This is a genomic window from Streptomyces sp. NPDC003027, assembly GCF_053591435.1.
This window is the reverse complement of record NZ_JBSFTU010000021.1, coordinates 49,643-63,984: the sequence shown is the minus strand read 5'-3', so window position 1 is coordinate 63,984 and position 14,342 is coordinate 49,643. Positions and strand designations below refer to the sequence as shown.

Below are 14,342 nucleotides of genomic sequence, written 5' to 3'. Positions count from 1 at the left end.
CGGCCTCTCCTCGACCACCCGTCCCGTGCCAGGCGGACGCGCGCGCGGCCCCTCGCGCCCACACCGAGTCCGGCCCGGCCCGGCCCTGCGCCTAAGGTTGCTTCCGTACTCCAGGAACACCCTGCCCCTCGAAGGACAGCGATGCCCTCCAACACGACCGCGTCCCCCGCCAAGAAGAAGGGGCGACGCGCCCGCCTGTTCGTCCTCGTCCTGGTCCTCGCCCTGGTCGGGTGCGTCGGTTTCGGCGGGTACTGGGGCGTCAGCACCGTCCGGGGCTCGTTCCCGCAGACGACGGGCACGATCCGGCTCGACGCGCTCTCCGGTCAGGTCGAGGTCAAGCGGGACGCGTACGGCGTCCCGCAGATCTACGCCGACACCGAGGCCGACCTCTTCCGCGCGCAGGGCTTCGTCCAGGCGCAGGACCGCTTCTACGAGATGGACGTCCGGCGCCACATGACGTCGGGCCGGCTCTCCGAGATGTTCGGCAAGAGCCAGGTGAACACCGACGCCTTCCTGCGCACGCTGGGCTGGCACCGGATCGCGCGCGAGGAGTACGACAAGGTCCTGTCGCCGGAGACGAAGAAGAACCTCCAGGCGTACGCGGAAGGCGTCAACGCCTACCTCAAGGACCGGGACCCCTCCGACGTCTCGGTGGAGTACGCGGCGCTCTCCTTCTCCCACACGTACGAGATCGAGCCCTGGACGCCGGTCGACTCCGTGGCCTGGCTCAAGGCGATGGCCTGGGACCTGCGCGGCAACATGAAGGACGAGATCGACCGCTCGCTGATGACGAGCCGGCTGAGCCCGGCGCAGATCAAGCAGCTGTACCCGGCGTACCCGTACGAGCTGCACCAGCCGATCGTCGAGGGCGGCGCGGTCGACGAGGCGAAGGGCGAGTTCGACCCGAAGGCCAAGGCCTCGGGGAGCGGCGACTCCGACACCAGCGGCTCCACGGCGTCCGCAAACGACTCAAACGGCTCAAACGGCACCAGCGGCTCCACGAACGGCGGCTCCGTCGACAGCGCCCTCCAGGGCATGCAGTCGCAGCTCGGCGCGCTCTCCGACTCGCTCGACGAGATCCCCGCGCTGCTGGGCCCCAACGGCAACGGCATCGGCTCCAACTCCTGGGTCGTCGCCGGCAAGTACACGACCTCCGGCAAGCCGCTGCTCGCCAACGACCCGCACCTCGCGCCGCAGATGCCGTCCCTCTGGTACCAGATGGGACTGCACTGCCGCTCCGTCTCGGCGACCTGCCGCTACGACGTCGCCGGCTACACCTTCTCCGGCATGCCCGGCGTGGTCATCGGCCACAACGACACCATCGCCTGGGGCTTCACCAACCTCGGCGCCGACGTCACCGACCTGTACCTCGAGAAGGTCAGCGGCGAGGGGTACCTCGTCGACGGCCGGACCAAGCCGTTCACGACCCGCGAGGAGACGATCAAGATCGCGGGCGGCGGCAGCAGGCTGATCACGGTCCGCTCGACCGGCCACGGCCCGGTGGTCTCCGACCGCTCCTCCGAGCTGGAGAAGGTCGGCCAGAAGGCCCCCGTCGGCAACGCCGCACCCGACCGCGGCACCGGCTACGCCGTCTCCCTCCAGTGGACGGCCCTGGAGCCCGGCACGTCCATGGACGCCGTCTTCGAGCTCAACCGCGCCAAGAACTTCAAGGAGTTCCGCGCCGCGGCCAAGAAGTTCCAGGTCCCCTCCCAGAACCTGATCTACGCCGACACCGAGGGCACCATCGGCTACCAGGCGCCGGGCAGGATCCCGGAGCGCGCGAAGGGCGACGGCACACTCCCGGCGCCGGGCTGGGACTCCTCGTACCGATGGAAGGGCTACATCCCCTACGAGGAGCTGCCCTACGAGGAGAACCCGGAGCGCGGCTACATCGTCACCGCCAACCAGGCCGTGACCGGCGCCGACGCGTACCCCGCCCTGCTGACGAAGGACTGGGGGTACGGCTCGCGCAGCCAGCGGATCAACGACCTCATCGAGTCGAAGACCAAGGACGGCGGGAAGATCTCGCCGGACGACATGCGGACCATGCAGATGGACAACCGCAGCGAGATCGCGACCCTGCTCAACCCGCTCCTGCTGAAGATCGACATCTCGGATCGGTACGTCCGCGAGGCGCAGAAGCTGCTGGAGGGCTGGGACTACACCCAGGAGCCGGACTCGGCCGCCGCCGCGTACTTCAACGCGGTGTGGCGCAACGTTCTCAAGCTCGCCTTCGGCGACAAGCTGCCCAAGGAGCTGCGGGCCGAGGGGGACTGCATCAACGTCCGCCCGGCCGACCCCACCGGCCCGGTCGACGAGCAGAACAGGCTGGTACGCGAGTGCGGCCAGCGGGACGCGGAGTCGGCGCAGCCGGACGGCGGCGACCGCTGGTACGAGGTGGTCCGCCCGCTGCTGAAGGACGAGGACAGCGAGTGGTGGAAGACCGAGGCCAACCGCACGGACCAGGCCACCGAGAACCGCGACCAGCTGCTCGCCCGCGCCATGGAGGACGCCCGCTGGGAGCTGACCGCCAAGCTCGGCAAGGACGTCTCCACCTGGAGCTGGGGCCGGCTGCACCAGCTGACCCTGGAGAACAAGACCCTCGGCACCGCCGGTCCGGACTTCATCCGGACGATGCTCAACCGCGGCCCGTGGAACCTGGGCGGCGGCGAGGCCGCGGTCAACGCGACCGGCTGGAACGCGGCCGGCGGCTACGAGGTCATCTGGGTGCCGTCGATGCGCATGGTCGTCAACGTCGGCGACTGGGACCGGTCGCGCTGGATCAACCTGACCGGCGCCTCGGGGCACGCGTACCACTCCCACTACGCCGACCAGACGGAGAAGTGGGTGAACGGCGAGCTGCTCGACTGGTCCTTCGGCAAGGCGGCCGTCGACGCCTCGACGAAGGAGACGCTGGTCCTGAGGCCCTGAGGCCCTGACGGCCTCCCGGGCCCTGTCCGGCGCTGATCGGCCGGACAGGTCCTGACGGCCTTCTAGAGGCGCGTGAAGCGCCGGGCCCCCTGCGGGGTCACCACCGCGTGCACGGGGTGGTCGTGCGGTTCCTCCGGGACCCGGGCGACCACCTCGTTCGCGTAGAGGAGCACCACGAGCGCCGGATGCGCGTCCGCCCGCGCGAGCCGGGCGAGGACCCGGTCGTACGAACCGCCGCCCCGGCCGAGGCGCATCCCGCGCTCGTCGACGGCGAGCCCCGGCAGCAGCACCACGTCCGCCTCGCACACGGCGTCCGGGCCGAGCCGCGGCCCCGTCGGCTCCAGCAGGCCCCGGCCCGCCTTCGCCAGCCGCTCCGGCCCCTCGTACGCGGCCCAGTCGAGGTCGTTGTCGGGCAGCAGCACCGGCAGCAGCACGCGCGTCCCCCGCGCCCGCAGCAGGTCCAGCAACGCGCGCGTGCCCGGCTCCCGGCCCACCGACACATAGGCGGCGACCGTCGACGCCCCCGCCAACTCGGGCAGCTCCAGCGCACCCCGGCCGAGCCGCTCGGCGGCGGCCTCGGCATCATGGCTGCTCAGCAGGGCGCGGGCGGCCAGCAACTGAAGACGCAGAACAGCCTTTCCGGACATGTCGGCTTTCACTGTGGAGCTCCCTGGATTCAACGACCTTCTCGTACCTGCTCTTATGCGGAGGAACTTGATGGGACCCCCATCTTCCTCTCATTACGAGCGGCTAAGGTGCTCCGCATGACTCAGTCCCTCCCCAGGATCACCAAGGCTGTCATCCCGGCCGCGGGCCTCGGCACCCGGTTCCTCCCGGCCACCAAGGCGACGCCCAAGGAGATGCTGCCGGTCGTCGACAAGCCGGCGATCCAGTACGTCGTCGAGGAGGCCGTCGAGGCCGGGCTCCACGACGTCCTGATGATCACCGGCCGCAACAAGCGCCCGCTGGAGGACCACTTCGACCGGAACTACGAGCTGGAGGAGGCGCTGACCCGCAAGGGCGACGCCGAGCGGCTCTCCAAGGTCCAGGAGTCCAACGACCTCGCCACCATGCACTACGTGCGTCAGGGCGACCCGCGGGGGCTCGGCCACGCCGTCCTCTGCGCCGCCCCGCACGTCGGCGAGCAGCCGTTCGCCGTCCTCCTCGGCGACGACCTGATCGACCCGCGCGACCCGCTGCTGGCGCGGATGGTGGAGGTCCAGGAGCGCGAGGGCGGCAGCGTCATCGCGCTGATGGAGGTCGAGCCCGCGCAGATCGGCCTGTACGGCTGCGCGGCGGTCGAGGCGACGGTCGACTCCGATGTCGTGAAGGTGACCGACCTGGTGGAGAAGCCCGATCCGGAGGAGGCGCCGAGCAACTACGCGATCATCGGCCGCTATGTCCTGGATCCGGCCGTTTTCGGGATACTGCGGGAGACCGAGCCGGGGCGCGGCGGTGAGATCCAGCTGACGGACGCGCTGCAGAAGCTCGCCAAGGACGAGCGGGTCGGCGGCCCGGTCCACGGCGTCGTCTTCAAGGGCCGGCGCTATGACACCGGTGACCGCGGGGACTATCTGCGTGCCATTGTCAGACTCGCGTGCGAACGTGAAGACCTGGGACCGGACTTCCGGACCTGGCTCCGCAGTTACGTCGACGAGGAGATGTAGTCACCTTGAGCAGCAGTACGGCACCGGCGTCCGACGGCTTGTCCCGCGGTCCGTCCCACGGTCCCTGCGAGGGGCCCTCGCACGGTCTCTGGTCCGTCGACGAGCACCTGGACGACATCCTCGCGGCGGTCTCTCCGCTCGAACCCATCGAGCTGCAACTGCCCGACGCACAGGGTTGCGTCCTGGTCGAGGACGTGACGGTGCCGGTGGCGCTGCCCCCGTTCGACAACAGCTCCATGGACGGGTACGCGGTCCGGGTCGCCGACGTCGCCGGTGCCACCGAGGAGTTCCCTGCCGTTCTGACCGTGGTCGGTGACGTGGCGGCCGGTGCCGGCGGCCTGCCCGTCGTCGGCCCCGGCGAGGCCGCCCGGATCATGACCGGAGCCCCGCTGCCGCCCGGCGCCGAGGCCGTCGTCCCGGTCGAGTGGACCGACGGCGGCACGGGCGGGGGAGCGGCGAGCGGGATGCGCGCCGCCAGCGCCGCCCCCGAGGGCGCGGGCGGCGAGGTCCGGGTGCACCGCGCCGCGGAGGCGCGCGCGCACGTCCGCGCGCGCGGCAGCGACGTCCAGGCCGGCGACCTGGCCCTGGAGGCCGGCACGGTCCTCGGGCCGCCGCAGGTCGGGCTGCTGGCCGCGATCGGTCGCGGCACGGTGCGGGTGCGTCCCCGCCCGCGCGTGGTCGTGATCTCCACCGGCAGCGAACTGGTCCAGCCCGGCGAGGAGTTGGGCGAGGGCCAGATCTACGACTCCAACAGCTTCGCGCTCGCCGCCGCCGCGCGCGACGCCGGAGCCATCGCCTACCGCGTCGGCGCCGTCACCGACGACGCCGAGACCCTGCGGGCCACCATCGAGGACCAGCTGATCCGCGCCGACCTCATCGTCACCACGGGCGGCGTGAGCGTCGGCGCGTACGACGTCGTCAAGGAGGCGCTGACCGCCGACGGGCGGGTCGACTTCCGCAAGCTCGCGATGCAGCCGGGCAAGCCCCAGGGCTTCGGCACGATCGGCCCCGAGCACACCCCGCTGCTCGCCCTGCCGGGCAACCCCGTCTCCTCGTACGTCTCCTTCGAGATCTTCGTCCGGCCCGCGATCCGGGCGCTGATGGGCCTCGGGGACCTGCACCGCCCCCGGGTGCGCGCCGTCCTGGAGGCGGACCGGCCGCTGACCTCACCGGCCGGCCGCCGCCAGTTCCTGCGCGGGAGGTACGACGCCGAGTCCGGCACCGTCACCCCGGTGGGCGGCGCCGGCTCCCATCTGATCGCCGCGCTCGCCCACGCCGACGCCCTGCTCGTCGTACCGGAGGAGCGGGAATCGGTGGAGCCGGGCAGCGAGCTGGACGTGGTCCTCCTCGGCTGAGGAGGGCCTGGTGGCGGTACCGTGACTTCCCACACAGCGACCGGGAGCGTCACAGCCATGAGCACGCAGCAAGGACTCACCCACATCGACGAGGCGGGTGCGGCCCGCATGGTCGACGTCTCCGCGAAGGACGTGACGGCGCGGACCGCGCGCGCCAGTGGCCGCGTCCTCGTCTCGCCGCGCGTGATCGAACTGCTGCGGGGCGAGGGCGTCCCGAAGGGCGACGCGCTCGCGACGGCCCGTATCGCCGGGATCATGGGGGCCAAGAAGACCCCCGACCTCATCCCGCTCTGCCACCCGCTGTCCGTCTCCGGCGTGACACTCGACCTGACGGTCGCGGACGACGCGGTCGAGATCCTGGCGACGGTGAAGACCACGGACCGCACGGGCGTCGAGATGGAGGCCCTGACGGCGGTCTCGGTGGCCGCCCTGACCGTCGTCGACATGATCAAGGCGGTCGACAAGGGCGCGGTCATCTCCGACGTACGGGTCGAGGAGAAGACGGGCGGCAAGTCGGGCACGTGGACGCGGACGGAGCCGACGGCATGACGGCGGGGATCCGGCCCCCGGCGGGCGAGGCGGCGGCCACCGTGCCGCGCGTGCGCGCGGGGCGCGTGTCGGAGGCGCACCACGGGCCCTCCGGTGAGGGCGCGCGCGCGGAGCACGCGGCCGAGGGCCCGGCCGCCCCGGCACCCGGCGCCGGGCGGTCCGCGCTCGGCGGCGCGCTCTCCGCGCCCTACGCCGCACTGGTCGTGACGGCCTCCAACCGGGCCGCCGCCGGGGTGTACGAGGACAAGGGCGGCCCGCTGCTCGCCGAGGGCCTGCGGCGGATGGGCTTCGCCGTCGACGGCCCGCAGGTGGTCCCGGACGGCGAGCCCGTGGGGGCGGCGCTGCGCGCCGGCGTCGAGGCGGGCTACGACGTCATCCTCACCACCGGCGGCACCGGCATCTCGCCGACCGACGCGACCCCCGAGGTCACCCGCCGGGTCCTCGACCACGAGATCCCCGGCATCCCCGAGGCGATCCGCGCCTACGGCAGGGAGAAGGTGCCGACCGCGGCCCTCTCCCGGGGCCTCGCGGGCGTCGCGGGCGGCACGGTGATCGTCAACCTCCCCGGCTCGCCCGGCGGGGTCCGCGACGGCCTCGCCGTCCTGGAGCCGCTCCTCGTCCACGCCGTCGACCAGCTCCGCGGCGGCGACCACCCAAGACCGGGGTCGGATCCGGGCCGGCCGTCATGATCACGACCTGGCCCGTGGTGCTCTCGGACGGCGATGTGGTCCTCCGTCCGATAAAGCTGCGTGACCAGCGGGTGTGGCGCGAGGTGAACCGGCGCAACCGCGACTGGCTGCGCCCCTGGGAGGCCACCATCCCTCCGGCCGGGCCGGGCGGCCCGGTCGCCCAGCGCCCCACGTACCGCCAGATGGTGCGCCATCTGCGGAACGAGGCGAACGCGGGCCGGATGCTGCCGTTCGTGATCGAGTACCGAGGGCAGCTGGTCGGCCAGCTCACCGTGGCCGGGATCACCTGGGGCTCGATGTGCTCGGGCCATGTCGGCTACTGGGTGGACAGCGCCGTGGCCGGGCGGGGTGTCATGCCGACGGCGGTGGCACTCGCCGTCGACCACTGTTTCCGGGTGGTCGGGCTGCACCGGATGGAGGTCTGCATTCGACCCGAGAACGGCCCGTCGCGACGGGTCGTGGAGAAATTGGGATTCCGGGAGGAAGGGCTGCGCCCCCGTTACCTCCACATCGACGGGGCGTGGCGGGACCATCTCGTCTTCGCGCTCACCGCCGAGGAAGTGCCCGAGGGCCTGCTGCGCCGCTGGCACCGGACGCAGCGGCAGGAGTCGGCGAAGCCCGGAGAAATGAAATAGACGTTCGAATTCGGTCGGCAGTGGACCATCGGCCGGGCATCAATCGAACTGAACAATCACAAAAAAGTTCAGTGATATCAGCCAGATCGTGCGACACACCGGGCCAATTGGCCGATGCCCTTGCGCGAACCCCTCTACGGTGTGAGGCGTGAGCAGCAGCGGCCTCATCTACGCAGTCATCGTCGGGGCCTGGGCCGCCTACTTGGTGCCGATGTGGCTCCGCAGGCAGGACGAGCTGAACGAAGCTCGTCCGACGGAACGCTTCAGCACCGCCATCCGGCTGCTGTCCGGACGGGCGGGAATGGAGCGCCGGTACGCCAAGGAGCTGAAGGAACGGGACCGTACGGCGGACGACGTGGAACCCGACGTGGACCCGGACGCGGCGACCGAGCATCTCAGTTCGGTCGACGTCCGGGCCTTTTCCGCGCCCCCGGCCAGGACGGAGGCGCGGCTCGAAATCCCCGAACCGGCCCCGGTCCGGCGGCCGTCCAAGGCGGCGGCCGAGCGCGCCCGGCGCGGCAAGGTCCTCGCCAGGCGTCGGCGCACCACGGTGGTCCTCTTCCTCGCCTTCACCCTCGGCGCGATCGTCGCGGCGGTCGGCGGCCTGGCGTTCCTGTGGGCGCCCGGGGTGCCGGCGGTGCTCCTGAGCGCGTACATCGTGCATCTGCGCACACAGGAGCGGCGGCGCTTCGTGTACGTGATGGACCGGCGGCGCGCCGAGGCGGCGGCCGCGCGGCTGCGCGAGAGCCGGCCGCAACGGCGGCCGTCCGCGCCGGAGCCGGACGGCGAGACGAGCCGCCCCGAACCGGAACCGGCCCCCGCGGTCTCCCCGCAGGAGGCGGGCCGCCGCGCGCTCGTCGAGCAGACGGACCACGCGGAGTGGGTGGACCAGCAGCGCGAGCGCGGCCCGGCCCGCGGCGACAGCTGGGACCCGGTCCCGGTCCCGCTCCCTACGTACGTCACGGCCCCGGTCGCCCCGCGCGCCACGGGTGGCGTCGACATCACGGACCCGGAGACCTGGAGCTCGGCCCGCTCCTCCACGGCCGCGGACCCGACCCCGCCCCCGGCTCCCGCCCCGCAACAGGCCCCACGCCAACGCACGACCCCCAAGCCACGCACCCGCGATCACGGCCGAACCCCCCTGTTCGACCAGTACGCGGACGAGGACAGGCCCCGCGCGGCCAACGAGTGAGGCGATTTCCGAGTACGCCGATCGGGATGCTAATGTTTCACACGTCGCAAGGGCCTGTGGCGCAGTCTGGTAGCGCACCTCGTTCGCATCGAGGGGGTCTGGGGTTCAAATCCCCACAGGTCCACAAGCGACTGTTTCTGAGTCAGCTCGGGAATGGTGACGAGATCCCGTCCGATCGAAAGATCGGGCGGGATCTTCGTTGTTGATGAAGACCCCCTCGCTCCGGTGAGGAGCGAAGGGGTTTGGGGCCCACCGGCTCGGTGCGTGGATCAGGATGCCTGGGCCCGGTCGTACAGGGCCTTCGCGTCGTTGCCGAAGTACGGGCCGAACATGCGGTTCGGGAGGAACGTGTAGCCGAAGCTGTTCACCGAGACCTGGAGGCCGGTGCCCGTGGCCTCGTTGAAGCCGGTGAACCAGGGGCCGCCGCTCGAACCGCCCGTCATGTTGCAGGCCAGGCTGTGGTCCTGGGAGAAGAGGAAGTCCTTGGAGGAGTTCCCCGAGCAGTGGATCAGCTTCGAACCGTCGTACGGGGACGCGGCCGGGAAGCCGAAGGCGTACATCGGCTTGTTGTAACCGCCGTTGAACTGGATGCCCTGGGCGCCCGTGACCGAGGTCAGTTTCTGGCCGTTCAGCGGGGCGACGACCGCCGCGCCCACGTCGTGGTTGATGTCCTCGCTCGCCTCCCACTGCGGGGTCGTGAGCGTCTTGGTCGCCGTCCACTGGCCGTACGGCGCGCTGCCGTTGTCGTACGCCGGGACGAAGACCCAGTTCGTGTGCCAGGCGCCCTGGTACTTCACGCAGTGCCCGGCCGTGATCACGGTGCTGGCGTTCTGGCTGGTGACCGCGTTGCCGGAGCAGGAGGCCGTACGGCCCTGGAAGGTGAAGAAGACCCGGCCCGAGGTCTTCACCACCGCACCGCCGCCCGTCCAGGGGCCGCCCTGCTGGGGGAAGGCCGTGGGGCTGATCCCGGTCGGCGAGGTCGTGGGGGCGATGGTGGTCGGGGTGGCCGAGCGGGCGACCTGCCTGGGGGCGCCCGGGGTGGCGTCGAGGTCCAGCGGGGCGGCCGCGCGCATGCGGGCCGGCGTCCAGAAGGTGCTCGCCCGCTGCTGTTCCGTCGCGGTGACGGAGCGGGCGGCGGGGGCGGCCGTCGTGGCGGGGGCGGCGTCGGCCGCCTGCGCCGTCGTGGCGGTCAGCGCTCCGGTGAGCAGGGCTCCGACGGCCGACAGGACGGTCAGGGCTGTGCGATGGCGTCTCACGCAGGTCTCCTTCTGCCGGGGCAGGTGGGGATGAGAACGGTGCGGACAGACATGCGTGAGGCAGCGTGCCAGATGGTGAGACGTTTGTCAGGAGCGCGTCAGAGAAGCTTGGCGAAGCAGCGGCTGTTCTCGTACTCGCGGTAGTGGCCGAACTTGGCGCAGGGCTCGTAGCCGCTCGACCGGTACAGGCCGATCGCCTCCGGCTGCATGGTGCCGGTCTCCAGGACCATCCGCGTCCGGCCCGCCGCCCGCGCGTCCTCCTCCAGGGCCGCGAGGATCCGGCGCGCCAGGCCGAGACCGCGCGCCTCGGGGACCACGTACATCCGCTTCAGCTCGGCGTCGCCGTCGGAGTAGCCCTCGTCGTTCTCGTCCTGGGTGCGCCAGCCGCCGGTGGCGACGGGGCGGTCCTGGGTGTCGTACGCGAGGAGGTAGAGACCGACGGGCGGTATGAACATGCTCGCGTCGAGCGGTGTGACATCGCCCTCGTCGTCGTAGCGGGCGGCGTACTCCAGCTGGACGGCGTCGTTGAGTTTGACCGCGTCAGGATGGTCGTACGGAGTTGGACGAATATGCATGCGGAGTATCGTACATCTATGCGAGCGGGGAGTGTCGGTATTCTCCCCGGATGCTCACTGTGACGTCCGTCAATGTCAATGGCCTCCGCGCCGCCGCCAAGAAGGGCTTCGTGGAGTGGCTGGCCGGCACCTCCGCCGACGTGGTCTGCCTCCAGGAGGTCCGCGCGGAGGAATCCCAGCTTCCCGCGGAGGTGCGGGCGCCCGAGGGCTGGTTCACCGCGCACGCCCCGGCCGCCGCCAAGGGGCGCGCCGGTGTCTCCCTCTACACCCGGCGCGAACCCGACCAGGTGCGCGTGGGGTTCGGGTCGAGCGAGTTCGACGCCGCCGGCCGCTACATCGAGGCCGACCTGCCCGGCGTCACCGTCGCCAGTCTCTACCTGCCCTCCGGCGAGGTCGGCACCGAGCGGCAGGACGAGAAGCTGCGCTTCATGGGCGAGTTCCTGCCCTATCTGAAGGAGCTGAGGCAGCGCGCCGCCGCCGACGGGCGCGAGGTCGTCGTCTGCGGCGACTGGAACATCGCCCACCGCGAGGCCGACCTGAAGAACTGGAAGGCCAACCGCAAGAACGCCGGCTTCCTCCCCGAGGAGCGCGCGTGGCTGACCCGTGTCCTCGACGAGGCGCGGTACGTCGACGTGGTCCGCGCCCTCCACCCGGACCAGGAGGGCCCCTACTCCTGGTGGTCGTACCGCGGCCGCGCCTTCGACAACGACAGCGGCTGGCGCATCGACTACCAGATCGCCACGCCCGGCCTCGCGGACCGGGCCGTGAAGGCGTACGTCGAGCGCGCCGCCGCGCACGCCGAGCGGTGGAGCGACCACGCGCCCGTCACCGCGGTCTACGGGCTGTAGAAGGCGGGGGCGGTTTTCGGTCGCGTGCGCTTTCCCGGGGGCGTTCTGTATTACCGTGCTGGAATGCCGCAGGGCCTGGGTGGGGAGAGACGTTGAGCGCGCGAATTCTGGTCGCCGAGGACGACGAAAAACAGTCCCGGCTGATCCGGATTTACCTGGAACGAGAAGGAAACGCGGTGCAGGTCGTGGCCGACGGCCGGGCCGCACTGGAACGGGCCCGCTCGACCCGGCCGGATCTCATTGTTCTGGACGTGATGCTTCCGCTCGTCGACGGACTCGACGTGTGCCGCATTCTGCGTACGGAATCGGATGTTCCCATTCTGCTGCTGACCGCCCGGACGACCGAGGAGGACATGCTCCTCGGCCTCGACCTCGGCGCCGACGACTACCTCACCAAGCCGTACAGCCCCCGCGAACTCACCGCCCGGGTACGGGCGCTGCTGCGCCGGGCCAGGAAAGCCGGGGCGGGGGAGCCCACGCTCCTGCGCGTCGGCGAGGTGGAGCTGGACACCGCGCGCTTCGAGGTCCGGGTCGCCGGGCGGCCGGTGGCGCTGACCTCGAAGGAGTTCTCCATCCTGGAGACCCTGGCCCGCGAGCCGGGCCGGGTCTTCACCCGGGCGCAGATCATCGAGCGCGTCTTCGGCTTCGACCGGGACGTCCTCGAGCGGACCGTCGACGCGCATGTGATGAACCTGCGGCGGAAGCTGGAGGCCGATCCGGGGCGGCCGCGGCATCTGGAGACGGTGTACGGACGGGGGTACCGGCTGGCGGACGGGTCCAGCGCCCCGGGTGACGACCCGCGCGGGTCGTCGGGACCCCCCGGCGACGAACCGCCTCGCCGGGGGCCCTCCCCCCGGGGTCGGCACTCGTTCGGGGAGGGGGCGTGAGCTTCCGTATACGGGTGCTGGCGCTCATCCTCCTCGTCGCGGTGGCCGCCACCGCCGCGACCGCCTGGCTGACCCTGCGCCAGGCCACCCGGCAGGTCCAGGAGTCGGCCGCCGCCGACCGGCAGGACCTCGCGCGGATCACCGACGAACTGCTGCGGTACGGGCGGACGCACGGCACCTGGGACGGCGTCGCCGGGACCGTACGCACCCTCGCCCGCGACACCGGGCAGCGCATCCGGATCAGCGGCGACGCCGAAGGGCAGATCGCCGACTCCGACGCGCTGCTCGGCCGGGACCCGCGCCCGGGCGGCACCGCGCCGCCGCTCCTCGTGGACCCCCGCCCCGAGCTGACCTTTCCCTCCTGGGACTTCTTCCCCTCGCTGGCCAAGGTGACCGCCGGCGCCATCGGTGACTACGTCGCCGGCGTGACCTATGCCGCGTGCCTGACCCGGGCGGGCCACGAGGTGGACGTGAGCACCGACCAGATGGGCGTGCCCGTCTTCACGGACCGGGGGAAGGCGGCGGGAGCCACGGGCGGAGCCGCCGCCTGCGTCAAGGGGGAAGCCGCCTCGAAAGCCGCCTTCGAGGCCGATGTGGAAGCGGTCGGCACCTGCGCCTCGGTGCTGGGCGACGAGCGGACCGCCTGCCTGCGCAGGGTCTTCCACGAGCGGACCGCCGCCGTCGCCCCCCAGCCGCTCACCGTCCACCTCGGTGCCCTGGACGACGCGGGGCAGAGCCTCGCCGTCGGCCCGACCGCGGCCGTGTCGGCCGGGGTCGCGGCGGCCGCCGTCGCCTGCGCCCTGCTCCTCAGCCGTGCCGTGCTGCGGCCGGTGAGGGCTCTCACCCGGGCCTCCCGGGGCCTCGGCGAGGGGGACCTCGGGCGGCGCGTGCCGGTCTCCGGGAAGGACGAGATCGGGGAACTGGGCCGCGCCTTCAACCGTATGGCGGACTCCCTCCAGGCCAGCGAGGAGCGCCAGCGCCGGCTGGTCGGTGACATCGCGCACGAACTGCGCACCCCGCTGGCCAATCTGCGCGGCTATCTGGAGGCGCTGCGCGACGGGGTGCTGGAGGCCGACGCGGAGCTGCTCGACTCCCTGCACGAGGAGGTGCTGCTCCAGCAGCGGATCGTCGACGACCTGCAGGACCTGGCGCTGGCGGAGGCGGGCGTCCTGACGTACCACCGCACCGAACTCGACGCGCGCGAGCTGATCGAGACCTGCCGTACGGCGCACAGCGCGCTGGCGGCGGCGGCCGGGGTCCGGCTCGACACCGTTGCCGCCGGGCCCGTACCGCTGTACGGCGATCCCGGGCGGCTGCGTCAGGCGCTGAGCAACCTGGTCGGCAACGCGGTGCGGCATACGGCTCCGGGGGGCGGCGTCCGGCTGGAACTGGCCGAGCGGGACGAGATGGTGCGGATCGCGGTCAGGGACACCGGCAGTGGCATCCCGCCGGACGATCTGCCGCATCTCTTCGACCGTTTCTGGCGGGCGGACGCGGCGCGCGGGCGGGCCACCGGGGGCAGCGGTCTCGGCCTCTCGATCGCCCGTCAGATCGTGGCGGACCACCACGGGGCCATCGAGGTGGCGAGCGAGGTCGGCGTGGGGACGGTCTTCACGGTCGTGCTGCCGGCGCCCACGGGCGGATCCGGCCCGCGGGAGGAGAGCCGGAGCGGCCGGTCGGCGGGGCGGGTGTGAGAGCCCGGTGGGAGGCCGGGGGAGCACTGGACCCCCCTCCCGGGCCCTGGGGGCGGGAAGGGGG

13 protein-coding genes and 1 tRNA gene are annotated in these 14,342 nt (G+C 72.1%); 11 read left to right on the top strand and 3 right to left on the bottom strand.

Annotation, left to right across the window (positions count from 1 at the left end):
• Window positions 1-141 precede the first annotated feature (141 nt).
• Entirely contained in the window at window positions 142-2,931 is a 2,790-nt protein-coding gene (locus ACWDX6_RS17230) for a penicillin acylase family protein (protein ID WP_451485734.1), read from the top strand.
• Between the two features lie 62 nt (window positions 2,932-2,993).
• Here the strand turns inward: ACWDX6_RS17230 and ACWDX6_RS17225 are convergent, their stop codons facing one another.
• Complete coding sequence (locus ACWDX6_RS17225; protein WP_451485733.1) at window positions 2,994-3,578, bottom strand: 5-formyltetrahydrofolate cyclo-ligase; 585 nt, start codon at window positions 3,576-3,578, stop codon at window positions 2,994-2,996.
• Between the two features lie 117 nt (window positions 3,579-3,695).
• Here ACWDX6_RS17225 and galU point away from each other — a divergent pair, with 117 nt between their 5' ends.
• The 7 genes from galU to ACWDX6_RS17190 all read left to right on the top strand — a co-directional run bounded on the left by galU (window position 3,696) and on the right by ACWDX6_RS17190 (window position 9,142).
• Window positions 3,696-4,598, top strand: a complete 903-nt coding sequence (gene galU / locus ACWDX6_RS17220; protein ID WP_451485732.1) for a UTP--glucose-1-phosphate uridylyltransferase GalU — start codon at window positions 3,696-3,698, stop codon at window positions 4,596-4,598.
• 38 nt (window positions 4,599-4,636) lie between these two features.
• Window positions 4,637-5,953: a molybdotransferase-like divisome protein Glp gene (glp, locus tag ACWDX6_RS17215; RefSeq protein ID WP_451485784.1), complete on the top strand. Its 1,317-nt coding sequence runs from the start codon at window positions 4,637-4,639 to the stop codon at window positions 5,951-5,953.
• 57 nt (window positions 5,954-6,010) lie between these two features.
• A complete protein-coding gene (moaC, locus tag ACWDX6_RS17210) occupies window positions 6,011-6,502 on the top strand; it encodes a cyclic pyranopterin monophosphate synthase MoaC (protein ID WP_356889046.1) in 492 nt (163 codons plus the stop codon).
• Window positions 6,499-7,191, top strand: coding sequence for a MogA/MoaB family molybdenum cofactor biosynthesis protein (locus ACWDX6_RS17205; RefSeq protein WP_451485731.1), 693 nt, complete (start codon window positions 6,499-6,501; stop codon window positions 7,189-7,191). Before moaC ends, ACWDX6_RS17205 begins: the two co-directional genes overlap by 4 nt.
• On the top strand, window positions 7,188-7,826 hold the full coding sequence (locus ACWDX6_RS17200; protein ID WP_451485730.1) for a GNAT family N-acetyltransferase: 639 nt from the start codon (window positions 7,188-7,190) through the stop codon (window positions 7,824-7,826). The genes ACWDX6_RS17205 and ACWDX6_RS17200 overlap by 4 nt, the downstream gene beginning before the upstream one ends.
• Before the next feature lie 148 nt (window positions 7,827-7,974).
• A complete protein-coding gene (gene sepX, locus ACWDX6_RS17195; protein ID WP_451485729.1) occupies window positions 7,975-9,018 on the top strand; it encodes a divisome protein SepX/GlpR in 1,044 nt (347 codons plus the stop codon).
• A gap of 50 nt (window positions 9,019-9,068) precedes the next feature.
• Window positions 9,069-9,142, top strand: a tRNA-Ala gene (locus ACWDX6_RS17190).
• A gap of 145 nt (window positions 9,143-9,287) precedes the next feature.
• Here the strand turns inward: ACWDX6_RS17190 and ACWDX6_RS17185 are convergent.
• Together ACWDX6_RS17185 and ACWDX6_RS17180 are read right to left on the bottom strand one after the other, a co-directional pair.
• On the bottom strand, window positions 9,288-10,274 hold the full coding sequence (locus ACWDX6_RS17185; RefSeq protein ID WP_451485728.1) for a trypsin-like serine peptidase: 987 nt from the start codon (window positions 10,272-10,274) through the stop codon (window positions 9,288-9,290).
• A 98-nt stretch (window positions 10,275-10,372) separates the two neighbouring features.
• Entirely contained in the window at window positions 10,373-10,849 is a 477-nt protein-coding gene (locus tag ACWDX6_RS17180) for a GNAT family N-acetyltransferase (protein WP_451485727.1), read from the bottom strand.
• A 50-nt stretch (window positions 10,850-10,899) separates the two neighbouring features.
• On the opposite strand from ACWDX6_RS17180, the gene ACWDX6_RS17175 reads away from it, so the two are divergent.
• The 3 genes from ACWDX6_RS17175 (at window position 10,900) to ACWDX6_RS17165 (ending at window position 14,278) form a co-directional block, all read left to right on the top strand.
• Window positions 10,900-11,697 carry an exodeoxyribonuclease III gene (locus tag ACWDX6_RS17175; protein ID WP_451485726.1) on the top strand — a complete coding sequence of 266 codons (798 nt, stop codon included), beginning with the start codon at window positions 10,900-10,902 and terminating at the stop codon, window positions 11,695-11,697.
• A 92-nt stretch (window positions 11,698-11,789) separates the two neighbouring features.
• Window positions 11,790-12,584 (top strand): response regulator transcription factor, encoded by a 795-nt coding sequence (locus tag ACWDX6_RS17170; protein ID WP_451485725.1) that lies wholly within the window; start codon window positions 11,790-11,792, stop codon window positions 12,582-12,584.
• A complete protein-coding gene (locus ACWDX6_RS17165) occupies window positions 12,581-14,278 on the top strand; it encodes a sensor histidine kinase (RefSeq protein WP_451485724.1) in 1,698 nt (565 codons plus the stop codon). Before ACWDX6_RS17170 ends, ACWDX6_RS17165 begins: the two co-directional genes overlap by 4 nt.
• Window positions 14,279-14,342: the final 64 nt, after the last annotated feature.